The sequence below is a fragment of the Fimbriimonadales bacterium genome (genome assembly GCA_035559795.1).
Classification (GTDB): Bacteria; Armatimonadota; Fimbriimonadia; order Fimbriimonadales; family ATM1; genus DATMAR01.
Window position 1 is genome coordinate 84,863 of record DATMAR010000012.1, and the last position, 24,339, is coordinate 109,201.

The 24,339-nt window shown below is 46.9% G+C and carries 23 protein-coding genes; 7 read left to right on the forward strand and 16 right to left on the reverse strand.

Annotated features, from left to right (window positions below):
- Window positions 1-29 precede the first annotated feature (29 nt).
- The 6 genes from VNK96_07410 (at window position 30) to VNK96_07435 (ending at window position 7,782) form a co-directional block, all read left to right on the forward strand.
- A complete protein-coding gene (locus VNK96_07410; GenBank protein ID HWP31532.1) occupies window positions 30-2,894 on the forward strand; it encodes a hypothetical protein in 2,865 nt (954 codons plus the stop codon).
- Window positions 2,891-3,811: a GTPase Era gene (gene era / locus VNK96_07415; protein ID HWP31533.1), complete on the forward strand. Its 921-nt coding sequence runs from the start codon at window positions 2,891-2,893 to the stop codon at window positions 3,809-3,811. The genes VNK96_07410 and era overlap by 4 nt, the downstream gene beginning before the upstream one ends.
- A 99-nt stretch (window positions 3,812-3,910) precedes the next feature.
- Window positions 3,911-4,285 carry a glycine cleavage system protein GcvH gene (gene gcvH, locus VNK96_07420; GenBank protein ID HWP31534.1) on the forward strand — a complete coding sequence of 125 codons (375 nt, stop codon included), beginning with the start codon at window positions 3,911-3,913 and terminating at the stop codon, window positions 4,283-4,285.
- A 7-nt stretch (window positions 4,286-4,292) separates the two neighbouring features.
- Entirely contained in the window at window positions 4,293-5,618 is a 1,326-nt protein-coding gene (gcvPA, locus tag VNK96_07425; protein HWP31535.1) for an aminomethyl-transferring glycine dehydrogenase subunit GcvPA, read from the forward strand.
- Window positions 5,618-7,108, forward strand: coding sequence for an aminomethyl-transferring glycine dehydrogenase subunit GcvPB (gcvPB, locus tag VNK96_07430; protein HWP31536.1), 1,491 nt, complete (start codon window positions 5,618-5,620; stop codon window positions 7,106-7,108). Before gcvPA ends, gcvPB begins: the two co-directional genes overlap by 1 nt.
- 68 nt (window positions 7,109-7,176) lie before the next feature.
- Window positions 7,177-7,782 (forward strand): hypothetical protein, encoded by a 606-nt coding sequence (locus tag VNK96_07435; GenBank protein HWP31537.1) that lies wholly within the window; start codon window positions 7,177-7,179, stop codon window positions 7,780-7,782.
- Between the two features lie 71 nt (window positions 7,783-7,853).
- Here the strand turns inward: VNK96_07435 and VNK96_07440 are convergent, their stop codons facing one another.
- The 10 genes from VNK96_07440 to obgE form a co-directional block, all read right to left on the reverse strand.
- Window positions 7,854-8,816, reverse strand: a complete 963-nt coding sequence (locus tag VNK96_07440) for a sigma-70 family RNA polymerase sigma factor (protein ID HWP31538.1) — start codon at window positions 8,814-8,816, stop codon at window positions 7,854-7,856.
- A gap of 332 nt (window positions 8,817-9,148) precedes the next feature.
- Window positions 9,149-10,285: a cysteine desulfurase family protein gene (locus VNK96_07445; protein HWP31539.1), complete on the reverse strand. Its 1,137-nt coding sequence runs from the start codon at window positions 10,283-10,285 to the stop codon at window positions 9,149-9,151.
- A gap of 18 nt (window positions 10,286-10,303) precedes the next feature.
- The gene (locus VNK96_07450; protein ID HWP31540.1) at window positions 10,304-10,846 is read right to left on the reverse strand and encodes a MarR family transcriptional regulator; all 543 of its coding nucleotides are present in this window, start codon (window positions 10,844-10,846) and stop codon (window positions 10,304-10,306) included.
- A 40-nt stretch (window positions 10,847-10,886) separates the two neighbouring features.
- Window positions 10,887-11,756, reverse strand: coding sequence for a succinate--CoA ligase subunit alpha (gene sucD, locus VNK96_07455; GenBank protein ID HWP31541.1), 870 nt, complete (start codon window positions 11,754-11,756; stop codon window positions 10,887-10,889).
- On the reverse strand, window positions 11,740-14,961 hold the full coding sequence (locus VNK96_07460; GenBank protein HWP31542.1) for a sodium/proton-translocating pyrophosphatase: 3,222 nt from the start codon (window positions 14,959-14,961) through the stop codon (window positions 11,740-11,742). The genes sucD and VNK96_07460 overlap by 17 nt, the downstream gene beginning before the upstream one ends.
- A 131-nt stretch (window positions 14,962-15,092) precedes the next feature.
- Entirely contained in the window at window positions 15,093-15,872 is a 780-nt protein-coding gene (locus VNK96_07465) for a ribosomal protein L7/L12 (protein ID HWP31543.1), read from the reverse strand.
- Window positions 15,873-15,905: 33 nt separating this feature from the next.
- Window positions 15,906-16,556 (reverse strand): tetratricopeptide repeat protein, encoded by a 651-nt coding sequence (locus VNK96_07470; GenBank protein HWP31544.1) that lies wholly within the window; start codon window positions 16,554-16,556, stop codon window positions 15,906-15,908.
- Between the two features lie 5 nt (window positions 16,557-16,561).
- Window positions 16,562-16,906, reverse strand: coding sequence for a ribosome silencing factor (rsfS, locus tag VNK96_07475; GenBank protein HWP31545.1), 345 nt, complete (start codon window positions 16,904-16,906; stop codon window positions 16,562-16,564).
- Window positions 16,907-16,919: 13 nt separating this feature from the next.
- The gene (gene nadD, locus VNK96_07480; protein ID HWP31546.1) at window positions 16,920-17,507 is read right to left on the reverse strand and encodes a nicotinate-nucleotide adenylyltransferase; all 588 of its coding nucleotides are present in this window, start codon (window positions 17,505-17,507) and stop codon (window positions 16,920-16,922) included.
- Complete coding sequence (gene obgE / locus VNK96_07485) at window positions 17,504-18,922, reverse strand: GTPase ObgE (protein HWP31547.1); 1,419 nt, start codon at window positions 18,920-18,922, stop codon at window positions 17,504-17,506. The genes nadD and obgE overlap by 4 nt, the downstream gene beginning before the upstream one ends.
- A gap of 4 nt (window positions 18,923-18,926) precedes the next feature.
- Here obgE and VNK96_07490 point away from each other — a divergent pair, with 4 nt between their 5' ends.
- On the forward strand, window positions 18,927-19,274 hold the full coding sequence (locus VNK96_07490; protein ID HWP31548.1) for a hypothetical protein: 348 nt from the start codon (window positions 18,927-18,929) through the stop codon (window positions 19,272-19,274).
- Here the strand turns inward: VNK96_07490 and rsmA are convergent.
- From rsmA to VNK96_07520, 6 genes are all read right to left on the reverse strand, one after another.
- Window positions 19,198-20,028 carry a 16S rRNA (adenine(1518)-N(6)/adenine(1519)-N(6))-dimethyltransferase RsmA gene (gene rsmA / locus VNK96_07495; GenBank protein ID HWP31549.1) on the reverse strand — a complete coding sequence of 277 codons (831 nt, stop codon included), beginning with the start codon at window positions 20,026-20,028 and terminating at the stop codon, window positions 19,198-19,200. The genes VNK96_07490 and rsmA overlap by 77 nt on opposite strands.
- A gap of 57 nt (window positions 20,029-20,085) precedes the next feature.
- Complete coding sequence (locus VNK96_07500; protein HWP31550.1) at window positions 20,086-20,700, reverse strand: 3D domain-containing protein; 615 nt, start codon at window positions 20,698-20,700, stop codon at window positions 20,086-20,088.
- Window positions 20,701-20,906: 206 nt separating this feature from the next.
- Complete coding sequence (gene rpmF / locus VNK96_07505; GenBank protein HWP31551.1) at window positions 20,907-21,092, reverse strand: 50S ribosomal protein L32; 186 nt, start codon at window positions 21,090-21,092, stop codon at window positions 20,907-20,909.
- Window positions 21,093-21,103: 11 nt separating this feature from the next.
- A complete protein-coding gene (gene rpmG / locus VNK96_07510; GenBank protein ID HWP31552.1) occupies window positions 21,104-21,271 on the reverse strand; it encodes a 50S ribosomal protein L33 in 168 nt (55 codons plus the stop codon).
- The gene (rpmE, locus tag VNK96_07515; protein HWP31553.1) at window positions 21,272-21,499 is read right to left on the reverse strand and encodes a 50S ribosomal protein L31; all 228 of its coding nucleotides are present in this window, start codon (window positions 21,497-21,499) and stop codon (window positions 21,272-21,274) included.
- 86 nt (window positions 21,500-21,585) lie between these two features.
- Window positions 21,586-24,255, reverse strand: a complete 2,670-nt coding sequence (locus tag VNK96_07520) for an ATP-binding protein (protein ID HWP31554.1) — start codon at window positions 24,253-24,255, stop codon at window positions 21,586-21,588.
- Between the last annotated feature and the right edge of the window lie 84 nt (window positions 24,256-24,339).

Below are 24,339 nucleotides of genomic sequence, written 5' to 3' on the forward strand. Positions count from 1 at the left end.
AGAGATACACCGAATCGAGAAAGATAAATATGCTTTTTTTCCGCAGAAAAAAGAAACTCGAAGAGGAAAAAGCTCAGCAGAAAACGGAAGAACCCGTTCTCGAGAAAACCGCTGAAACACCACCTCAAGAGCCGCTTCCGAAAACCGAAAGTGCTGAAGCTCCACGCCAAGAAGAACATCCCGAAACTGCAATAGTAAAAGAAGAAGCACAACCAGAACCTGTTCCACAAAAAAAATCACGAACCACTACGCGACATGAATCCTCGGTGCTTCACGCAGTTTTCCGAAGTGCAGAAGCCCCCCCATCTAAAAAAAGAGTTCCGAAACAACCCCCGAAAATAACCAAACGCGGTAATAAAACACACACGCCTACAACTCCATACAAACCGCGTACTTCGCCATTCACTGCGGATTTAACTCCCGTCCCGATTCCGGAACATGCGCCGAGAGTCGTGAGAATCAATGACCGCCCCACCATGGTATTAGGGAAAAGAGTTCTAACACCGTTTATATTTTTCGGTAATCCACGCGATCCTGAGCGAGAAGAAACCACTTTTAAAGAAATCGAGAAAGCATCGGCATCCGGAGTGAAAATATTTTCTCTGATGATAGATTTCGAAGTCGATGAAGAATCAGCAAAAGAGGCTATCAATGTGTCGAGTCACCTTTTAAATCGTCTTTTGGAAATCAATCCCGATGCGTATATTATTTTCCGTTTAGTATTTGCAGGTAAGGAAGGGTGGGAACGCAAGTATCCGAACGCGGTATACCGCAATCCAGACGGCACATTGGCTGAGCCGAGTGTTTGCGACGATGCTTTTTGGGGTGAAGCGGCGCGATTACTCGCTATATATATCAATGGTCTTCGTTCGCTTCCGTATGCAGAGCACGTCTTAGGTTTGCATCTGGATAAAGGTGAATGGTTTTATCCAGAAGGATGCGTAGACACGAGCACTGCAGCGGAGGAATGGTTCCGCCAATGGACAAGACATCGTTACGGAGATAACTTAGTCGCTTTACAAGCATCGTGGTTTAACGGAAGGGTTCGCTTCGATAATTTGAAAATCCCGGATTACACACTCGCTAAGACGACTCATGATGCATTCCTGATGATGGAGAGGCGACAACACGCTTTCGTGGATTATCATTTGTTCATCAGCGATGCTACCGTCGCAAGAATTCAGAAATTAGCGTGGGAAGTCAAAAAAGCAAGCGAAGGCAATTTTTTGGTTGCCGTAAGTTACGGATACACATTCGAATGGTCTCACCCATTGAGCGGACATTTGAGTTTAGGAAAACTTCTCCGAGCCAGGGAAGTAGACATCATTTGTGCCCCCCCATCGTATAGAGACCGCCATATGGGTGGTGCTGCTTCGATTCCGATTCCCGTAGACAGCCTTGCGCTCAATGGAAAATTATTCATCAGCGAAGAAGATTTCAAAGTCCCCATCAGCAAAGAAAGCGAACCGGATGACGATTTCAACCCCCCTATGAACACACCAAAAGCATTGGAAGCGGCTCATTGGAGAGGTTTAGGTGCCGCTCTGGCACATGCATCCGGCATCCAATGGATGGACCTTTGGGGAAACGGCTGGTTGAATACACCGGTTACTTGGCAAAGAGGTTCGCAAATTCTGAAAGCACTGATATGTTCACTCGCAGTGCCCGTTAGAGACCCTGATGTTGCCGTCCTTATCGATGAGCGCAGCCTCGCCTATTTGAGCGACCCTCGCGCCTTCAAACTCCTCATTCAAGACTCTCGCGAAGCCGTCTTGAGAGCAGGCGTCAGCGTGGGATTTTATCTTCTTAGCGATTTAGCACACCGAAAGAGATTTCCAGAAGCCAAACTTTATATCTTTCTCAACGCTTGGGATATTCGCCCTGAAGTTCGAACGGCGATTAAAAATCGCTTACAATGCAACGGCAAAACTCTATTTTGGGTTTATAGCGCAGGGCTTTTCGAGTCCGGACGACCGGCACTCGAACGGGTTAGGGAAGTTACCGGAATTGCAATTCGACCTCAGCCGTTCTTGAGCCGCGCGGGTACTACAATTTTGAATCGAAAGCATCCGTTAACTGAGCTTTTAGAAGAACGCGCACTGAGCGTAGTGGAGCAACTCGAACCGAGTTATTTCGCGATTCCCGAAGAGGGCTGTACGGTGTTGGGAGAATACACCGTCTCGGGTTTACCGAGCCTTGTCGTTAGGGAGATTCAATCCGAAGAGGACCCTTCACAGCATTGGCGCTCCGTGTTTTTCGGTGAACCTATCATTAACGAGAAAGTCATTCGAGGACTTTGCGCTTTAGCAGGGGTGCCGGTATGGAATTATCATGGAGATGTCGTTCATGTTCGCCCCCCCTTCCTATGTATCCATTACAGCGGCGAAGGGCAACGAACCGTGATGCTTCCCGAGCGTTGGAACGCATACGATTTAATAAGCGGAAAAATGATAGGAGCAGACACAATCACTCTTAAAAGCCGCGCTTCGGAAGGAACTACACAACTTCTTATCGTGGGTGAAGAACGAGAAATTCAAAAATTTATCGAAGCCGATACGGAAAAACTTCTTACAATAGATTCTCTTCCGGAAACCGAACCTGATACCATTGACATCGAACAATCTGCCGTCTTCGATATCCCCATCATGAGCCTTCCGAAAACAGCCGACATCTTTCCATTTTTCCCAGAAATCGCGGAAGCAGACGGCGAGGAAGAAGAGTTGGAAGAAAAAGAGGTCGAAGAAAAAGAAAGAGTAAAACCGGAACAATATAAAAGAAAACCCAGAGTTGCACCTTCAAAACCCTCCTCGAAAGCAGGCCGCAAAAAAACACGAAAACAAACAAGTGAAGAACAGAAACCTTCTCTACGCGTAACCTTTAGAAAGAAAGAATGAAATTTCGCTGCGGAGTGGTCGTTGTAGTTGGTCGCCCCAATGTAGGCAAAAGCACTTTAATAAACGCGATCGTCGAAAAAAAAGTCTCGATCGTTTCACCACGCCCTCAAACAACAAGAAAGTTAGTCTTAGCAGTCGCGAACGTGCACGGTGCGCAAATCATTTTTCGTGACACGCCTGGCATTCATAAACCCAGAAGTAAATTAGAAAAAGCCTTAGTAGACAAAGCCCTCCAAACCTTACACGAAGCAGACGTCATCCTTTTCGTCGTCGACGTTTCGAAATTGCCCAACGAAGAAGATAAACGTATCGCATCGCTACTTCGCGAAATCAAAGATGTCCCTATCGTCGTCGCTTTGAATAAAATGGATAGACTCCGACCGGAATATGTATATTCGCATTACACCGCTTATGAAGAATTGATGAAAACTAAAGGCAAAAAGCCTCCAGAGATGATGTATACCAATGCGCTCACTGGCGAAAATGTTGATAAACTCGTGAAATTATTAGTCGATCACTTACCAGAAAGAAAACCTCTTTATCCGAGCACCGATTTTTACACCGATCAAACCCTACGCGAAATGGCGGAGGAAATTATCCGCGAAAAAGTACTCAGCAACATTCGTGAAGAAATCCCGTATTCGGTAGCCGTAAAAATAGAAAACTGGGAGGAAGACTTTACTTCCGCTGGCGAGCCGCTGACCCGAATCGAGGCCGTTATCTTCGTAGGTAGAGAAGCGCATAAGCCCATCCTTATCGGAGACAAAGGGCAGATGATAAAGAAAATAGGAACCGCAGCCAGATTGGAATTAGAGAAACTCCTCAGGACACGCGTATATTTAGGTCTTCACGTAAAAGTTAAAGAAAAGTGGATAGAAAAGCCTCATTCTTGGAAGGAACTCGGCATTCTGTCTTGATTTTCAGAGTGTCCTTTTTACAAAATTACAAATAGAAGACGAATATCCCTTGAACTGTATAAATGAACGGAGTAGAATGAACAAGCACGGAGGAAACTCTTGAAAATTCCCCAAGATCTAAAATACACAAAGACTCACGAATGGCTACGATTGGAAGGTGACATCGCTACGATTGGAATAACAGACTATGCCCAGTCGGAATTAGGCGATATCGTATATCTCGATCTTCCAGAACCAGGAAGAATCGTGAAAGCAGGCGAACCAATCGGAACCATAGAATCTGTAAAAACCGTCTCCGACCTCTATTCACCCGTTTCAGGAGAAGTCGTCGAAGTCAATACCGCACTCGAAACGAAATCAGAACTCGTCAATACGCAACCTTACGAAGAGGGGTGGATAGTCAAGGTGCGTGTAGAGGAAGTGCCGAGCGGATTGCTTTCTGCAGAAGAATATCGAGCGTTAATCTCGGAGTAAAGGCAAAATGCGTTATATCCCGCATACGGAAGAAGACCGAAGGGAAATGCTTCGCACGATTGGCGTAAAAGATATAGATGATTTATTTATAGATATTCCAAAAAAATTACGATTATCCGAACCTCTCGATATCCCTGAAAGTCTCGATGAACACAAAATTCTCAAATCCCTTCATGAAATCGGCTCGAAGAATTTAAACTTGTTACAAGTGACTTCTTTCTTGGGAGCAGGTGTCTATGAGCACTACATCCCTTCCATTGTAATGGCGTTGATTTCCAGAGGAGAGTTTTTAACGTCATATACTCCTTATCAAGCAGAGGCGAGTCAAGGTTATTTGCAAACGATTTATGAATTCCAGAGCCTTATTTGCGAAATCACAGGAATGGATGTTACCAATGCCTCGATGTACGATGGCGGCACAGCCGCTGCTGAGGCTGTGCTCATGGCTTCTCAAATTAAAAACAAATCCATCATCCTAATGGAACGAAGCCTTCATCCTCACTATCGCCAATGCATCGAAACATTTGCGCGGACTTCTGGCTCTGAAGTCGAAACATTCGATTTACGGGAATGGAAACACGCCGATAATAAAAACGCTGCGTGTTTAGTTGTCCAATATCCGGACTTTTTCGGCAGAATTACGGATTTGAGCAACGCAAGGCAACTCGCAAACGAATGTAACGCGCTGCTCATCGTCGTTGCCGAACCTATTGCATTGGGTCTTCTTGAACCCCCCGGAAATTTCGGTGCAGACATCGTCGTAGGCGAACTCCAACCTTGTGGAATTCCAATGGGCTATGGAGGACCTATGGCGGGTTACTTTTGCGTGCGAAAAGAATGGATTCGCTCGATGCCAGGAAGAATCGTCGGAAAAACACACGACAAAGAAGGCAGACGCGGTTTCGTTATGACCTTGAGGACAAGGGAACAAGACATACGAAGAGAAAAAGCCACGAGCAACATCTGCACGAATCAAGCCCTCATGGCTTTAGCGGCAACGATTTGGCTTTCTGCTTTGGGAAAACACGGTTTTCGCAAAATAGCAGAAACGTGCGTACAAAAAGCACACTACTTGGCAAAAGAACTTTGCAAGATACCCGGGGTCGAATTGCAGTTTCCCGAAATACCTTTCGCGTTCGAGTTTTGCTTGAACATCGGTCGAGACGGGCGAATCGTTCGCGACAAACTATTACAGAAAGGTTATTTAGCGGGTCTCCCTCTGGGGGACTATTATCCCGATATGCAGAATTGCATTTTGATTGCAGTTACCGAAGTTCGGACGAAAAAAGAAATGGATGATTTCGTAAGCCATTTCGCCGAGGTGCTACGTTAATGAAAGATTTTCCTTTGATATTCGAACGCTCGAAAAAGGAGAGAAAAGGATGCATACCGCCGGAATGCGATGTTCCCGAAGTTCCTTTAGAAAGTCTTCTTGGCGATTCTCTGCGTAAAGAATCCCCGGACCTTCCAGAAGTTAGCGAACTCGATGTCGTGAGGCATTTTACGAAACTGAGCCAACGCAATTATGGAATTGACACCGGTTTTTACCCTTTAGGCTCTTGCACGATGAAATACAATCCACGCGTCAACGAAGCAGCAGCGAGCAATCCGGCATTTACTATGATGCATCCTCTTCAGCCCCCCCATACAGCACAAGGTTGTTTGCAAGTTATTCACGACCTACAAACTTGGCTTGCTGAAATCACAGGCTTCGATGCCGCAACTATGCAGCCCCCTGCAGGAGCATCGGGCGAAATCCTCTCCCTTTTGATGATTCGAAAATATCATGAATCGAAAGGAGAAAGCCATAAGCGTAACGTCGTTTTAGTTCCCGATACTGCCCACGGAACGAACCCTGCAAGCGCTGCTCGTGCTGGTTATTCTGTACGAAGCGTCAAGACGAACAACCGAGGGACTACGGATTTAGAAGATTTAAAAGCGAATCTACGCGAAGACGTCGCCGCAATGATGCTCACGAATCCAAACACCTTGGGAATATTCGAAAACGATATATTGACCATCACTGAGATGTTGCACGATGCCGGCGCGCAAGTTTTTTTAGACGGTGCAAATTTGAACGCTATGGTAGGAATCACACGGCCTGGCGACATGGGATTCGATTGTATGCATCTCAATCTTCATAAAACCTTTAGCACCCCGCACGGAGGAGGCGGTCCTGGGTGTGGATGTGTTGCTGTTAAATCCCATCTCGAGAAATTTCTTCCCGTTCCCGTTATTGTCAAACAAGGAGATTCTTACATCCTCGATACGAATCGTAAAGACTCGGTAGGTCGCGTGCATTCATGGTATGGAAACTTTCTGATGAACGTGCGCGCATGGGCTTATCTAAGAGCGTACGGAAAAGAAGGTCTCCCTGAAATTGCGAAACATGCCGTTCTCAACGCGAATTATGTGATGGCACGAATTAAACGAGTATTCCCGCCGGCATACGATAGAATTTGCATGCACGAGTGCGTCCTTACTGCTCAACCTCTTAAAAAAATGGGTGTACGTGCATTGGATGTAAGCAAGCGACTCATCGACTACGGTTTTCACCCCCCCACGAATTACTTTCCGCTCATCGTTCCCGAAGCGCTGATGATCGAACCGACAGAATCGGAGAGCAAAGAAACCCTCGATGCTTTCTGCGACGCAATGCTTGCTATCGCCGAAGAAGCGGCAAACAACCCGGAGCTTCTTCACGAAGCACCGCACATCACCCCTGTAGGACGTCTCGACGAAGCCTATGCAGCAAAAACCCTCGATATAGCATGGAAAAAACAAGAACTCACGAAAGAACTTGCGGAAATCAAAGGGAAATAACGAAAAGTTATCTCTCATCTACGTCTCTTGAAGTTATTCTGGATGAACGCTTGTCTGGCGAAGAAAACATGAAGAAAGACTGCGCCTTTTTCGATCGGACGCAAAAAGAAGGGAAGAAGTATCTCAGAATTTACGAATGGCAGGGGGCATGGATATCTCTCGGAAGATTTCAGAATCCGCTTTCGGATTTGTTGAGACATGATTTAGTACCATGGGTCATTCGTCCTACGGGAGGTAACGCGGTTCTTCACGGGCACGACATCACGATTGCACTCTCTGTCCCCTTGTCTGTGTTCGGATTAAACGCGCGAAATATAAAATCAGCGTATCGAAAATTAATCGCTCCGATCGTATCGGCGTTTCGTAAACACGCAATTCAGGCGATTTTAGCAGAAGAAAGTCGTTTCCTTTCGAATAAAACAAAATCCGCAGACTGCTTTCGCCATATCGCGCCGCTCGATGTCGTAGACGAAAATACAGGCAGGAAATTAGTCGGATGCGCAATGAAAATTACCAGAGATTCGGTCTTAGCACAATGCAGTATTCCTATAGACCTTCCCCTCGTAGATCCTCAATTGCTTTACGCAAATTCACATGTCGCTATGCCATTGAACATCGATAAAAAAACTTTTCGAGAATCTCTAATAGAATGTTATCTGTTATCGCTGGAGTAGCCTAAGTGAACACTAAAAAAATCACCACCCGTCATAGGGTGGCGATGTAAATTCTCCCATCGAAGAGGGACTTATGCGCCAACTTGCAATTGCACACCGAGCGCTTTCAATTTATCACCGATGTGGCGAAGTTTCTTCATCGCCCGAAGTTCGATCTGCCGTACACGCTCACGGGTTACGTTCAGCGCTAAACCGACTTCTTCCAGAGTACGAGGACGCCCGTCATCGAGTCCGAATCGAAGCCGAACCACATCACGCTCTCGCGAGGTAAGTCGGCTCAAAATAGACTCGATTTCCTGTCTTTTTATCAATGCGTTCGTTACTTCCTTCGGCTCTGGCATCGCTTGATTCGGCACGAAGTCACCGAGCGCACTGTTGTCCTTTTCACCAACCGGAGTTTCGAGACTCAACGGTTCGTTTGATACACGGAGCATCTCTCGCACGCGGTCAATGGGCATATCCACTTCCCGCGCGATTTCCTCTTCAGTGGGCTCGCGTTGTAACTCTTGCTGAAGACGATTCTGCGCCTTCACGACCTTATTGATGAGTTCAGCAACATATACAGGTATTCGAATCGTTCTTCCTTGGTTGATGATCGCGCGAGCAATAGCTCTGCGAATCCACCAGGTTGCATAGGTGCTGAAACGGAAGCCTTTGCGCCAGTCGAATTTCTCGACTGCGCGAATCAATCCCAAATTCCCTTCTTGGATGAGATCAGCAAGGGGAATTCCTCGAGCATTGTATTTCTTAGCAATGCTAACCACCAGTCGAAGGTTGGATTCGGTAAGAATTCGCTTCGCTTCGAGGTCTCCTTCCTGAACTCTGCGCGCAAGGTAGATTTCTTGTTCGGGCGTGAGCAACTGTGCGCGTCGGGTTTGGCGCATCCACATTTCGAGTTCCTCGGAATCGTCCTGATGCTCTTCCACCTCGGGTATGGGCTCTTCGACTTCCTCGACTCCCACCCCGACCTGTTCGAGCAATTCGTCTTCCAAGGGCTCTTCGGTTTCGGTTATTGGGGGCAATAATGTGCTCATTTTCCGTTTATCTTCTTGAAACATGCTTTTAGCCTTTTCCGAAATTTGTTACCTATTCGTTATTACGCAGGATGCGACGTCAATGGCGCTATCATCGCCCTCCTTTCTTAGGGCTTTCGGATAACCTCCGCCCGCCATGACTTTTAATTCGCACTTTCTAGGATACTGTAGATTCGCTGCAAATCCAAGAAAATCCTGCTTTTTTTCGGAAAAGGGTCTGCTTGCCGAGTATAAAAGACGTTTCAAAGCGGGCTAAAAGTTCCACCTTTTCTCGATTAGCGAAATAGTAAAAAGAGCAGGATGGGACCGAGAGAAGTATAAAGGAAATTTCTTTACTGGGCTACATAGCCAAGGCTACGCACCTCTTCAACAGACTCGATTAGTGACTGTATCAAGATTTCTGCCTCTTCCTCCGTGTTGAACCTCCCCAGACTAAGTCTCACCGTCCCTCGAAGCCACTCCTCCGGCAAGCCGATTGCCGTCAGAACGTGGCTTCTCTTTTGCAGACCGCTGCTACATGCCGCCCCTGCTGTCACGCAAATGCCTTTCGTGTCGAGGTTGATAATGATGCTCTCGCCTTCGGTTCGATAAAAACTGATGCTTATGATGTGGGGAGCGGATTCATCGAGAGACCCATTCAAGCGACTATCTGGGACCTTTTCTAAAATAGCCTTTACGATCCTCCTTTTCATGGAAGCGAATCTTTCCCTTTCTTTCGGGTATTCCTCCATAACGAGCCTTGCCGCCTTGCCCAAGCCCACAATTCCCGGAGCATTGAGGGTGCCTGCTCTCCTTCCATTCTCGTGAGTTCCCCCCACCATGAAATGAGTAAACGGTGCAGAGGAGCGTACGTACAGCGCGCCTATACCTTTGGGTGCGTGAAATTTATGACCGGATAGCGTTGCATAGTCAACTGGTCTTTCTGCGAGGTTGAGTTCCATTTTCCCGACTGCTTGAGTCAAGTCCGTGTGAAAATATGCTCCTGCCTTTCGTGTCAATTCTCCCAAACGGTCTATGTTTTGAATAGTCCCGATTTCATTATTCACGAGCATCACACTGACTAACGATGGTTTCGTCTCTTCGAGCAATCGCGAAAAAACCTCGTCGTCGATTTTTCCTGTACTGTCTACTGGAATGAGTTTGCACCTACCAGTTTCGAGAGCCGTGTTTAAAACCGATGGATGTTCAATTGCAGAAATGAGAATCGTCCCTTCTCGGAAAATGTTGATCACCGTATTGTTCCCCTCAGTCGCTCCCGAGGTGAAAATAATTTCCGAAGGGTCGTTCGCCCCTAACAGTTCTGCAATCGTTTCACGCGATTCCTCGATTGCCGCCTTCGCTCGCTGTGCTGGTGTATGCAAAGCGCTCGGGTTAGCATAAGTTTCGGTGAAATATGGCAGCATCTCTTCTAAGACACGCGGGTCTACTTTAGTCGAGGCAGCATTATCGAAATAAAGAATCGAAGACATTTCTTTCACTCCTTCAATTTAACCACATTCATGAGATTCGCCAGTCTTTAGTAGAGGACAATCCTCGTATCGGTCAGGTCCACATGAACGACATAAATCTACTGGCTCAGCAATATTTGCCTTGCTTGCCGCAATGATAAAACGATGAATCGTATCGAGCATGTTTAATCTGTCGTCGTCATCCAACAACTCGAAAACCTCCATCAGCCTACGTTTGCGCTCCGCAACTACTTTTAGAACGATTTCTCTTCCTTGGGGGGAAATTTCCAAATGCGCAATCCTCTTATCAGGGTAAGTGCCTGTCTTATAAATAAGTCCTTTGTGGGCGAGCCTGGAACTAATGTTCGTAGCGCTGGGATAACTGATTTTCAAGGCATGCGCAAGTTCTCCGATGGATGAAAACGGATGACGCTCTATATATCGTAAGACTTCGAACTGAGTATAGGTAATCCTCGATTTGCATAATTCCTTGATGATCTTTTCGCAAAATGACGTGCGCCAAAGAGTAGCAAAAAGGTCGCTGAGCAACTCCTCACGATTACCTGTCGAGGTCTCGACCATAGCCTTAGTTTAACCCTTTAAGGCGCGTGAATATGCCCGTTTATTTCAGGGCTTTTCTAAGAAGGGAAGGGATTTCCGAAGTGCTGTCTGCGATGATCGCTCCGGCTTCTCTAAGGGCTTTAACCTTGCTTTCTGCACCTCCGACACCCCCGCTGATGATTGCCCCTGCATGACCCATCCGCTTGCCCGGAGGCGCTGTTCTTCCGCTGATGAAAGCAACGACGGGTTTAGACATCGTCTTGATAAACTCCGCTGCAACTTCCTCGTCGCTCCCCCCTATTTCACCAATTAAAACTATTGCCTCTGTTTCTGGGTCATTCTCGAGGAGGGGAAGTAACTCGATAAAACGAGTGCCGAGAAGCGCATCCCCCCCAATTCCTATGCACGAAGCTTGTCCTAATCCGTTGTTCGTCAGTTCCCAAACGATTTCGTAAGTCAACGTCCCGCTTCGCGAAACGAGTGAAATGGGACCTCTGGAAAACACGTTCCCGGGCATAATGCCGATTTTGCAACGCTCCGTAGTCACTGCCCCTGGACAGTTCGGACCCAGCAAACGGCTTTTCTTATTGTCTTTCAATCGGTTCACGACCTTCAGCATGTCGTGTTGAGGAATACCTTCCGTAATCGCACAAATGAAGGGTATTCCTGCATCTTCCGCTTCCAAAATTGCATCGGCAGCCCATCGAGCAGGAACGAAAATTACACTTGCATTCGCTCCCGTTTTCTCCACTGCTTCTTTTACGAAATCAAAAACAGGAACACCTAAATGTGTTTGCCCCCCCTTGCCTGGCGTTACTCCGGCAACGACTTGTGTGCCGTATTCCAGCATCTGTTCGGTATGAAACGTTCCCTCACGACCTGTGATGCCTTGAACGAGCACACGCGTCGTTTCGTCAATGAGAATCGCCATGGGGATTTGTAGTCGCTGGAACTTCCTGAATTTCTCCAGCCTTCGCTTTCACTAATTCGGTGCCAATCGAACCTCTTTTAGACCAGAAAACTGCAATTCCTAACAAGACGATCGCAATACCAGCAACTGTGATCAACACCCAATTAGGAAGCGGTCGAATTACAACAGGAGCCATCAACAAAGCGACCAAATTCATCACTTTGATCAGTGGATTGAGTGCCGGACCAGCAGTGTCTTTGAAGGGGTCACCCACGGTATCGCAAACGACACCGGCTTTATGCGCATCGGAGCCTTTTCCTCCATAGAGTCCATCCTCGATAGTCTTTTTTGCGTTGTCCCAGTTTCCACCAGCGTTGGCAAGCATCACGGCAAGCAATTGCCCTGAAAGGATTGCACCTGCCAAAAAGCCTCCTAACGCTTGCGCTCCGACGATGTTGTAAAAACTGTCACCTATCTTCACAGGCTCTTGTCCTATGGAAAGACCGAACGCTACGAGGGCGGGAAGAGCGATCGCTAAGATTCCCGGCCCTAAAAGTTCTTTTTGCGCCGCCTGTGTAACGATGGTTACGCATCTTTCATAGTCGGGTTTGGAAGTTCCGGCAAGGATTCCAGGGTCTGCCTGGAATTGACGCCGCACTTCGTTTATCAATTGAAAACCAGCTCGACCTACTGCATTAATCGAAAACGAACTGAAAAGATAGGGTGCAGCGCCTCCTACCAAAAGACCGATAAAAATTTCCGGAACTTCGAGACGCAAACCGGATGTGGAAAGTTTTGCATCTTCGATAAACGAATGGAAAAGTGCCACTGCTGCGACGACTGCGGTAGCAATTGCAAAACCTTTCGTTAACGCCTTTGTCGTGTTTCCAGCGGCGTCTAATCTTTGCACCGCTTTGCTTCCAGCGAGGGAACCCTCTTGTGGTTTCTCCAAGTGTTTAGCACCTGACATTTCATAAACTCCCTGTGCGTTATCACTAATAGGACCGAAAGTGTCCATCGCCAAGATATAACCTGTGGTCGTAAGCAATCCCAATCCCACGAGAGCAATTCCATAGAAACTCAGTAGAGGACCGCCATACATAGTGGGGGGGAATATGAAAAGGGGTGCTAATAGACAAATCACGATTGCGCCTACTGCCCAAACGCTGCTTTCCATTCCGTATGCGAATCCTTGAATAATCATCGGTGCAGGACCAGCGGTAGAACTCGCCGCAACGTCTCGCACAGGGCGCTTTTCGAAACTCACGAAGTAATCCGTAAGCAATTCGATGAGATATGCCATGAGGATTCCGAAAAGCAATGCAAGCGAAAATTGCCACCACTGCACGGGTGTGCTTTTTGCTTCGACGGTACGGATTTGGCCTTCCGCCATTGCAAGCGTCGGACTTCCGAAAGTTCCGATTTGCACTTTTTCTCGCGTGTAAGAGACCGGAGGTAGTGCGAGGAGCGCGTCCTTCTCCCCCTCTTTGATAGGCTTTTCGATAATCCAGTACAAATCGCCTTTACGGTCGACCCCTGCTCCGAATGGATATTCGTTGAGAATTTTTATAGAGCCTGTCTTTTTGAATTGCTCTAACTGTTCCTTCGAATAGGGCTGCCAAATTCTTCGTGGTTGTTGAGGGGGGGCATTCGGAAATTGAGCAGCAGGGATTTCAACGTACGCAAGACGCGGCTCTTCCGCTAAAAATCTTCCGATGCCGATTCCTAAGCGTCCTACTGCATTCGACCCCGAAACGATTGTGTAATTAAGTAGCGGATCCTTTCGAGCAAGCTTTACTTGTTCCTCCGTAACTTTCGGAGGAGCGGGAGGCTTCGGAGCATCTTTTGGAAGCATTCGAATTCTCTGTTCGTATTCGTTTTGTATGTTGCTGTTTATTTTGTCGGTTAGTTCTTTATCGCTCATCGAAGCGACACGAGGTCCAGGTGGGGGGGGCTGCCCAGGAGGAGTCATCGTTTCTGCTTGTTCGAGTTCTCCGATAACCGCTAACGCTAATCCGTACAGAGGGTCTATTTTCTTAATTCCGTTGTATCGTGCTCCAGTATGATCCACATAATAATTCACGTTTACGTTTTGCATCATCATGAAAGCGAGCACGAATGTTCCCGCGGCCGCGATGAAAGCAGAACCCCAAAATCCTCGACGCAGCGGAGTCAATGGGTCCATTCTCTCGTCGTCTTTTCCGCGCACGAAGAGGATGCCGAGTATCGAAGCGACAATGCCTACACCACGCGCCATCAACGCAAACAAAATGAGTTTCATCCACGTCGCTTGGTCGAATATCGCTGCGGTCGCCGCGCCTAACACAATTGCAGCAACTAACGTGACCTCATACGATTCGAAAACGTCCGCAGCCATTCCTGCGCAATCTCCAACGTTATCGCCCACGTTGTCCGCGATGGTCGCCGCGTTTCGCGGGTCGTCTTCTGGAATTCCTGCTTCGACTTTGCCGACTAAGTCCGCACCGACATCGGCGGCTTTCGTGTAAATTCCTCCACCTACGCGCATAAATAAAGCCGCGAGCGAACCACCGAATCCGAAACCGATTAAGAGTTTCATCGCTTGCTCACCCGCAATCAAAAAGATGAGCGTTGCGCCTAAAAGACCCATCCCAACGGTAATCAGCCCTGCAACCCCACCGGCGCGAAGAGCGAGTTCTAAAGAGCGCTTATAACTGGAAAGCGCGGCGTTCGCTGTTCGTGCGTTCGCACGCACCGCCATGATCATTCCCGTATACCCAGCGATGTAAGAAGCGAAGACGCCTAAAACAAATGCTATTGCTAACCACAACGCCATCGGAAGGCGAAGAATCGTCTGCCCGGCATAATCAGGATTCGTGCTGTACAAGAAATAAAGACCGACAGCAAGCACTACGATGAAAAAGAGCATCGTTTTTATCTGTCTTTTGAGATATCCCAAAGCACCCGCACGAATCGCTTCACTTACTTCCTGCATTTTCTCCGGGCCAGGGTCTTGACGAAGAACCCAACGGGCGATTCCCCATCCGGTCAAAATCGCCAGCAAAGAAAGCCCCAAAGAAATCCATAAAAATATGTAATCCGACTGCTGAAACTTCAGTTCGAGGCCCGCTTCTGCACCGATTCCGAAGGCATAAACAGGCGAAAGAAGTAGGAAGCAGACGACTATCCGAGCGAGTAGCCCATTCCACACGACCCGATTTCGCTTTTTAGAAAGGAAGGTATGCATCTTCAGTGTAGACTCCCAGTAGAAAGTTACTTATTCTGCGTTCCGTTTTCGAGGAGGATTCGGCACGCATGAGAAAAGTTATCTTACCTAAAATGACCTAACTCTGAAAGGTAGGGAAAGAGAAAAAGTGTTTATTCTTGCGGAGTAAGAGGGCGAAGTTCCACCGTTCCCCCGCTCGCCTCTAACTGCGCTCTCAGCATCTCTGCCTTCCTCCGGTTTATGCCCGAAAGAAGGGGAGCCGGGAGTTTTTCGAGAATTTCTTTCACTTGGTTTCGATTTATTGCAAGCATGTGTTGCAACGAATTGATTATCGCCTCTTTATCTTTTCCTTCATCTATCAACACCAGTTCATAGAGCGAAGGGTCGTCAACACGTGCAAAACCGCGTGGAACATGCCGCATCTCCCCTGTTTCAGGGTCCAACAGCGGAATCTCTCTGTCGCATTCTTCGCAAATGAGTACTTCCGTTTTATCGCTCAAATAATTCAAAGCCCCGCAGTAACCGCAGCGAACGCCTGTTACTTCCAAAACCTTGCCGTCTTGAACAGGCACACGCCTGGCACATCCGTCACAAACGAAATCGTCCTGTGGCGCTTCTGTAAACTCGGTCTCGTGACCACAGTAAGGGCAGGAAACGTGATAGGAGGGAAGTTTCGTTGTAGCGAACGCTTTTTTCACAGCGATAACAAAAAGAGCCAACGTAACCAAAAACAGGGGATATGCGAGAAAGGAAAAATCTACGCGATAAATTGTCGTTGTCTTTCCGGATTGAACTTCGTAACGAATAAACTCACTCCCATAGCGGAAGCAAAATAGCGCAACAAGCAATGTAAGAATCGCTCCTAAGCCCCACCACAAGCATTCTGCCCAATTGAGTTCGATTACCAATGCGCGCTTTTCAGGCTTCGTCATGCACTGCCCCTATATTTCATTATCGCTTATTTCCTACTCGAAGGGAAGGTCAACGGGTGGCTTCGGACGTGGCGGTGGCGGGGAAGCGACGCTCTTCGCTGCGGAGGCTCCTGCATCGATCATAGAGACGATGTACAAAACTACTAGAACGATGATGAAAAACCAACCTACAGAATTCACCGAAGAAGCTACGTAACCGAAACTAAATAGCATTATCCAACTGAAAATCGCTATAGCCAACATCACGATGCCCTTCACCAATTCGCCGTTATAGATCTGCCCGAAGCCTGGTGCTAAAAGACTCAAAAAAGCCGCTATACCGCCGCTCCTTCTCGCCCCCGCAGGATTCATAAGTTCTGCAAAAGACATGTCTTTCAAAAACATCTCCGCCGCGCTTTTCGCTTGTTCCAACTGAAAAACTACTTCAGCGTGTTTCTTCTCTGTGGAAACCCAACCTTTGTACTTCGAAATTACCCTCTCGTAACACTCCTTCGCTTCTTCCAGTTTCCCGAGTTCTCGTAAGATATCTCCCTTCGCGTCGAGGACCTTTGGATGTTCAGGATATTTTTCGAGCAATTTATCCATGATTGCCATCGCCGAGGCTTCATCCTTGCGAGAAATGAACACTCGAGCCTTTCTTAAAGCATCTTCCACATCCACTGCAACGCTATCGAAATAGTCCATACCCCTCAAAATGGATATTCTTCACGAATTGGCAGGGATTTCCACAAGGACTCGATATCGTAAAACTGCCTCTGCTCTTCACGCATGACGTGGCATACCACATCTCCGAAGTCCAGCAATGCCCACCCGCTCCCCTCGCCTTCGATATGAGCCACTTTGATTTTCTCTTTTTTCATTTGCTCGATTAGACGCTCAGAGATGCTGCGTATATGGAGGTCGGAATTCCCGGTGCAAACAATGAAAAAGTCCGCTAAAAACGTCTTTCCGCGAACGTCCAAAACGAGGATTCTTTCTGCTTTAGCATCCTCTAATATTCGAAGTATTCTCTGTACTTTTGTTTCCGATGTCAAAACTGGTTTGGCTTTACTCCTTATAAAGACGGTGTTCTTCAATTATTTTAACGACGGATTGAGGCACAAGATGGGTTACAGAAAGCCCTTGGGAGATTTTTTTTCGTATGAGGGTCGAACTCACTTCCAAATGCGGCATTTCGAAAGAATCCACCTTTTCGCGAACCCAATCCGGTAGAGAAGCCAAGACTTCCTCACATGGGTAATTTAGCCTTTCCACGACTCCGAGGCGCGAAATTTCTAAGATTTTCTCTGGTTCCTTCCATTTCATAAACCCGGCAAGCGTATCGGAGCCCATAAGGAGCGTTGTTTCCAGCCCTTTTTCAAAATAGATTCGCAAGGTTTCTATGGTGTACGAAGGGGAGGGAAGATTAAAGTCAGTTCTGCCTGGTAGCAAACCGGGTACATCTCGTACCGCTTCTACCACCATTGCATATCGAATTTCCGGGTCGGTTATCCGCTCACTTACCTTGAAGGGAGAAACTCGCGTAACTTCTAAAACTACTTCTTTCAAATGCAACTGTTCCATCGCTTCGATGGCGAGCCTTAGATGACCGATGTGGATAGGGTCGAAAGTCCCTCCGAGAACTCCGACTCTCACTCATCCTCCGTAAAATGAAATTCCGCTTTTCCGATGATTACGGTGTCCATCTCTTTGGCTCCTGCTTTTTTCAACGCTTCGATTACACCCATTTTGGTCAAAGTTCTGTGAAGCCTTTCCAGTGCCTCAGCGTTGTCTAATGGTGTCATCGCCACGAGTCGTTCCACTTTTTCTCCTTTGACGTGAAATACATCCCCAATTTTCTCGATTCTCCAAACTTCCTCTTGGTCTTTAGGTTTCAAAACGATTTCCTGTGGGGATTCGTACGTTCTCGGATGTTTTCGTAAAATTTCCACTAATGCATGAAGAAACTTATCTATACCTTCGCCTGTTACTGCGCTTATTAAATAAACGGGTTTTCCTGTCTCCGAAAACCTCTTGACGAGTTCTTCACGAGCACGTTCGTCGGTTAGCAAGTCACATTTGCTCAAGGCGATTACCGATGGAAGTTCCGTCAATGCATGTGAATAGTTTTCGAGTTCTTTCAGTACAGTTTTGTAATTTTGAAGCGGATCGGAACTGTCCATCGGAAGGCATTCTACGACATGCACGATGACTCTCGTGCGTTCGATATGTCTTAAAAACCTATCTCCTAACCCTTTACCTGCGCTTGCGCCTTCGATTAGGCCAGGCAAGTCCGCCATAACGAAGCTTTCTTCGCCAACTCGAACGATTCCTAATGTAGGGACGAGTGTAGTGAACGGATAATCTGCAACTTTCGGTTTCGCAGCACTCACTGAACGAATCAAAGTAGATTTTCCAGCATTCGGGAGACCCACCAATCCGACATCCGCAAGTAGTTTGAGTTCGAGCAAAAGCACTCTCTCTTGCGCCGGTTCTCCTTTTTCTGCGAAGGTGGGAGCTTGTCGCACGCTGGTTACGAAATGTTTGTTTCCGCGTCCACCCCGTCCACCTCTGACAGCACAAAATGTCTGCCCAGGAGATGTTAGGTCTGCAAGAACTTCTCCCGTGTTTTTATCTTTGATGATCGTCCCGACCGGTACTTTTAGTATCACCGATTTTCCGTCTCTTCCGTCTTTGTTGTCGGGCCCACCGTCTTCGCCATTTTCCGCTTCGTAATGCGTTTTATAATGAAACTCTATTAACGTATTCAAGTTCGCGTCGGCAACGAAAATCACATCTCCCCCCCGCCCGCCATCTCCCCCGTTCGGACCTCCCCTGGGCACGTGCTTTTCTTTCCGAAAAGTGGCAGCACCATCTCCGCCCCTTCCTGATTTCACGAAAATCACCGCTTCGTCTAAAAACACGAGATTAAGATACCGATTTTCGTGAGATACTCGAATGAAAAATAATCCGATGGTCGCAGTGACTTCTCTATTTGGTTTGTCTATGCCTTGGGATTGGCTGACCTTCGCCTTTACGGCGTCTTTGGCATTGGGGTGGTCAATTATCAACGGGATGCATCGCCGGAACCCTTCCTATAAAGAAAAGGTTTGCAAATCGGCTGCGCTTTTTCCCACGATGACCAGGAGAAAGCTTTTACGCTTGGTTGCTCCTACGCGTTTGGAAGATAGGGTGAATCACTCATTAGTGATTGCAGGATGTTGTTTGATTATTGCTTCGCCTGCCTTACTCATCGAGACGATCTTAGGGTGGCTTCCGTGGTGGCAGACCGGATTGATTGCCGTGCTCGGCAGCCTATTCGGTGCTTTAGTCGGTGAGTTTGTTTTCAATTCTTACGGAACGGCACTTGAGATGCCAACCGAACCCAATCCTCAACCGACAACTGATGAGGACGCGCCGTAATCGCAATCCCGTTCGTCGTCAGCCAGGTTTCGATATCTCTCCTATCACCAATTCCTTGCGCAATAAAGTTTTTCAATAATGTTTTTCGTGGATACCGAAAACCTACTCTTATAGATTCTTCTAAAAATTCCTGTATCCGCTCCGTTACTTTAGGTAGAAGTTTTAAAACCATTGCATTTACGGATGGTGGAGGAACGAAATCTCTTTTATTGACTTTGCAGACAATTTCAATGTTGAAATGATATTGGTAAAGTACGCTCAAGGTGATTCGTTTCGAATCGTTCACCTTTGCCATGAGTTTTTCTCCGACTTCTTTTTGCAGCATAATCACTGCCCAGTCGAAGTTACTATAAACTGACAACAAACGCTCCAATATAGGTGTCGTGATATAAAACGGAATGTTCGAGACGATGACTCTGGGGTGGGGAATAAGCGAGAGTAAATTTATCAAATCTACTTTCAAAACATCCCCGATGAAGATTTTCGCATCAGGAACGTTTACCTTCAAAGGTTTTTCTAAACGCTCGTCGATTTCGATTGCCCATGTGGGCGCAAGATTCACCAAATGCTTCGTTAGAATCCCGATACCGGGTCCTATTTCTAAAATCCCCCCCGCTCCTCCGCATGCTCCTATAATTTTACGAATAACGTCTTCGGATACGAGCCAATGTTGTCCGAGGTTTTTCTTTGCTCGGATTCCATATTTTTTTAGAACTTCATGAAGCGATGTTTTTTCATCCTCTCTTCGCTCCACTTTAAAGAGATATCTCCGCAGAACAAAATGTCACTGCCAACGATTTGGAAAGTCGCTTTATTTCAATATATGTACTCGAACCTTTCTCGTACCGAATCGAATGGCTTCGTTTCTCGTGTTGAAGCATAAATCGATGCGATTCCTTTTGATCGCAGAGCCTTTGTCTGCCGCTATCGCATACCCATATCCTTCGATGAATAAATGCGTGCCGAATGGAATCACTTTCGGGTCGACGGCAGCGACCCCTCGAATCGCTCGCAAACCCATTGCGGTTCGGGTTCCCACTCCAGCATCTTGTGAACTGTAAGCAGTCGCTTCCATAACTAAAACTTTCGCGCGAACGAATCTCTTTCGAGAAATATCACGAACTATCCCAACACGATACACAGCATCTTTAGGAGATGAGATTGTCTTCGTCCACAAGACTCTTTTCCCAATCACCCGACCTTTCTGGGTGGTTATTTGAAGCATCTGAACTGCCTTTCCCATATGTCCATTTTCCACCTTCTTCATCCTCCCGGGTGGCAAAGTCCGATCGGGAAGATAAACCGTGGAGTAGGGAAGTTCTTTCTTTACGAGGCGGGTTTCATAGTACAGGTCTTTCTGGTTTTTCGCACTATAGGCAAAGCCTACTGCTAATAGGGAAATCGCTACTGCTATGTACGGCTTCATATTTCCCTCCAAGTTGAGTTTTTTCGAACGCTGATAGTTTCTTACCCTATTTTGCCCTCGGCATGCCCGCTAAGCACTTATCTCTACACAAACCCTGTTCGCGCCTTACGGCGCTCCTACAGAGGTATTACGTTATGACAGGCGGGACAGGCAGGAGGTGCTAAAAACGTCTGACCCTTGCCTAATGGGGATGTAACGGCTAAAGCTTACTTCTCTTTGAATCCCGGCAGACGTCTGCCCTTATAGAAGCCATCTGGAGAGGCGTTGTGAGCCAATATGAAGCGTTCTCCGCCTTGAACGCGATTCAAGACGAGTTCCGGTGCTTTCGTGCGCCAGTTTCCCCGGCGTTTAGCGCTTCTTGCGTGAGAGTGTTTACGTTTTGGATTAGGCACTTCGCTTTCCTTTACTTCTTTTCACGATGCAACGTGTGTTTTCGGAGGAAGGGATTGTACTTCATCAGTTCGAGGCGGTCTTTCGTGTTTTGCTTGTTTTTCGTAGTCGTATAGACGCTACGAGGGTCTTCTGTACAGACCAAGCGAATAATTTCCCGCTTTTCTCCCTTCTTCGCCATTTATTTTTTGCCTCCTTGCTGGGTTTTGCCATACCTGCGGAGGAATTTTTCAACGCGGCCAGCCGAGTCTACAAGTTTCTGTTGACCGGTGTAGAGGGGGTGGCAATTCGAGCAGATGTCTACTCTGAGTTCTGGCTTCGTAGACATGATAGTAGTAATCGGTCTATCGGGCGTACATGCACAATAGACTTTGCACTCGACATATTTGGGATGAATGCCTTGCTTCATTAGGAAAATTTATTTTACCTCGAATTAGGGCAGATTTTCAGGAAGGAGTTTAGTTTGTCACACTGCGCGGCAAGACTACCGTGAAACTACGCGGCTTCCTCGCTGCCTGGAGTTTTTTGATGAAACCGATATCCGGCACGCTGGAAAGCCTCTACGAGGTCAATGACGCGCACAGGTTTCGAGAGATAATCGTCTGCGCCTGCAGTTAAACACTTCTCTCGGTCTCCTTGAAGGGCGTGAGCGGTTATGGCGATAATCCGGGTGGGTTTACGCTTCGTAATATTTTCTCGTCTGCGAATCGCTTGGATTGCACCGTAACCATCCAATTCCGGCATCTGCATATCCATGAAGATTACGTCGTAAGCGCTTTTTTCGTAAGCAGCGACAGCCTCGAGGCCATTCGAAGCAGTTTCCACCTCGCATCCCAAGCGGTTCAAAATTCGAACAACGACTTTCCGATTTACGATGTTATCTTCTGCGAGAAGAATTTTGAGAGGTTGTTCTGCAACGAATTCCACATCCATATCGTTTGCGTTGGTTAATGTTTTTTCAGATTTTTTCCCCAACGCTTTCTCGATTGCTTCCTGCAATGAAGAAGTCGTTAGTGGTTTCAGAGCGATTGTCGCTTTATTCTCTCGTTCGAGTTTGTCTCTACTACAGTTTTCTCCGACAGAACACATGATGACGGCTGGAACGTCGGGAATAGAATATTGGCTTCTAAATTCTCGAAGACTTTCTGCGATTTCTTCTCCTAAGACGCGCCTATCTATGAGGACGACTTCCGGTAATTTCACAAAAGTGTTGTTCTTATCGATAGAAACAATTTTCGCTCCGAGATATTTCAACATAGATTCCGTCGATTCCTGAAGAACATCTAAAGGAGTAAAGATTGCGGCGCGAAGGTTCTCGAAGGGTTTAACTGGTTTGGAAGATTCTTTTTCTTCGAACGGAAGGATAATCGTGAAAGTGCTGCCTCTTTTCACCTCGCTTTCGACGATGATCGTCCCTTGCATCATCTCCACTAAATTTTTCGCAATCGTGAGACCGAGTCCTGTACCGCCGTGCCTCCTTCGCAGGGAATCATCGGCTTGCGTAAAACTATCGAAAATATGTTCGATTTGTTCTTTCGGGATCCCGACGCCTGTGTCTTTTACAGAAATGCGAGCATGGATGGTTTTGTCATTCAAGCGGATATTTTCCACGCGCACTTGAACGAAGCCTTGTGGAGTGAATTTGATTGCATTGCTGATGAGGTTGGTCAAAACTTGTTGAATCCTCATCGCGTCTCCGAGCAGAGTGTCTGGCAACGAACAATCTACGATGCTCACTAAATCAATGCGACTCTCATAGGCATGAATTCCGAAAAGAGATGTGGTGTTTTCGACGACTTCTCGAAGATTGAAAGGTTCTTTCTTTATAGTTACTTTTCCTGCTTCGATTTTCGAAAAATCTAATATGTCATTGATAATTCCCATAAGAACTCGCGCACTCGTGTTGATGGTAAGAACGCAATCACGCTGTTCTTCCGTCAAAGGGGTGCGCATGAGCAATTCGGTCATACCGATAACGCCGTTCATCGGAGTGCGAATTTCGTGACTCATATTCGCTAAAAAGCGCGACTTTGCTTGTGTCGCTTCGAGGGCTTTATCGCGCGCCTCTTCGAGTTCTTCCTTCTGGCTTTCGAGTAATTTACTTCTTTCTTCTGCCTCTTTTCGCGCGTATTCCAAATTCGACATCGCGCGCTTTAGTTCTTTTTCGATTTCCTTACGCTCCGCAATTTCTTTCGCTACTTCTGCTCGTTGTTTCAAAAACGTTTGGATCATTTTTGCAAGAGTGCCGAATTCTGTGACATCATTGCATAACTTATCTACGAGTTTTGCATTTTGTTTCTTCAACGCCTTCGACAAAACTTCGAGTGGAGAACTCACCCAGTAAGTCAAAGCGATGCAAGCGAGCGTCACGACGAGTGTGGCGAAAATAACGGCTAAAAACAAAGTTTGCGTGTGTGTGATGTTCAAAGCCTCTGTAATCTCGTTTTCTTTTCGTATGACCAACTGTCCGACATCCTCGCCTTTCCAGTTACGCAAAAAACGGCGGTAAAGAATGGTGGATTCACTTGGGCGCGTGTGTTCTTTGGGGTTTAAAATCGAGACGTTGCAATCGAGATATTGCGAGAGGTCTTTTCGATACGCCGCATTCCAAAGTCTTCCAATAAATACATAGCCGGATAGGTTTCCGTTCCTCGAATTATTACTATCGTTCCTCAAGGCACTTGCATGGATTTCCCATACATGTCCAGAACTATCATCGAAAAAATGTATCGTGGTGTTGGCTTTGAGGAGTTTAAATAATTGCGAGTTTAAAGAGGACTTTGGAGCATACTCTTTATTCGTTTCGGGTTCGTATCGAGCTAATACGATTTTCGAATTCTTATCCAAAATCCACAAAAGATTCGCTTTATATCTAAGTAGAGCACTGTCCGAAATGATAGCGGCTTTTTTATGATCACCTTCGGTTATTGCGTTCTGCAAATCACTCCAAAGCGTATGCTGTTGAAGGAACTCGGAGAAGGACGCGTCTTGTATATGCAAAATAGATTCGCAATATCGTTGGAATTCTCGAGTGAGTTTCGATTGGAGGGACTCGACTTGCTCGTTTTCCACGGTGTCATAGTTATATATCGCACCGACCCAAGCTGAGGCGACGACGGTTATGACTAAAAGAACCCGATTCCTTACGTTCATGTTGATTTTCATAGCCCGTTTTTTTTCCCACCTTTCAGGCACGAAAAGCCTCGCTAAGACACCCTATAAGTGGATTGTTGGAAATTAGGGCTCTCT

Bases quoted from the DNA above. Each gene is read 5' to 3' on its own strand.
- VNK96_07440 (HWP31538.1), bottom strand. From the start codon at position 8,816: ATGAGCACATTATTGCCCCCAATAACCGAAACCGAAGAGCCCTTGGAA.
- rpmG (HWP31552.1), bottom strand. From the start codon at position 21,271: ATGGCGAAGAAGGGAGAAAAGCGGGAAATTATTCGCTTGGTCTGTACA.
- VNK96_07465 (HWP31543.1), bottom strand. From the start codon at position 15,872: ATGACGAAGCCTGAAAAGCGCGCATTGGTAATCGAACTCAATTGGGCA.
- era (HWP31533.1), top strand. From the start codon at position 2,891: ATGAAATTTCGCTGCGGAGTGGTCGTTGTAGTTGGTCGCCCCAATGTA.
- VNK96_07445 (HWP31539.1), bottom strand. From the start codon at position 10,285: ATGTCTTCGATTCTTTATTTCGATAATGCTGCCTCGACTAAAGTAGAC.
- VNK96_07435 (HWP31537.1), top strand. From the start codon at position 7,177: ATGAAGAAAGACTGCGCCTTTTTCGATCGGACGCAAAAAGAAGGGAAG.
- rpmE (HWP31553.1), bottom strand. From the start codon at position 21,499: ATGAAGCAAGGCATTCATCCCAAATATGTCGAGTGCAAAGTCTATTGT.
- sucD (HWP31541.1), bottom strand. From the start codon at position 11,756: ATGGCGATTCTCATTGACGAAACGACGCGTGTGCTCGTTCAAGGCATC.
- VNK96_07470 (HWP31544.1), bottom strand. From the start codon at position 16,556: ATGGACTATTTCGATAGCGTTGCAGTGGATGTGGAAGATGCTTTAAGA.
- VNK96_07460 (HWP31542.1), bottom strand. From the start codon at position 14,961: ATGCATACCTTCCTTTCTAAAAAGCGAAATCGGGTCGTGTGGAATGGG.
- gcvPA (HWP31535.1), top strand. From the start codon at position 4,293: ATGCGTTATATCCCGCATACGGAAGAAGACCGAAGGGAAATGCTTCGC.
- VNK96_07520 (HWP31554.1), bottom strand. From the start codon at position 24,255: ATGAAAATCAACATGAACGTAAGGAATCGGGTTCTTTTAGTCATAACC.
- VNK96_07410 (HWP31532.1), top strand. From the start codon at position 30: ATGCTTTTTTTCCGCAGAAAAAAGAAACTCGAAGAGGAAAAAGCTCAG.
- gcvPB (HWP31536.1), top strand. From the start codon at position 5,618: ATGAAAGATTTTCCTTTGATATTCGAACGCTCGAAAAAGGAGAGAAAA.
- VNK96_07450 (HWP31540.1), bottom strand. From the start codon at position 10,846: ATGGTCGAGACCTCGACAGGTAATCGTGAGGAGTTGCTCAGCGACCTT.
- VNK96_07490 (HWP31548.1), top strand. From the start codon at position 18,927: ATGCATCGCCGGAACCCTTCCTATAAAGAAAAGGTTTGCAAATCGGCT.
- VNK96_07500 (HWP31550.1), bottom strand. From the start codon at position 20,700: ATGAAGCCGTACATAGCAGTAGCGATTTCCCTATTAGCAGTAGGCTTT.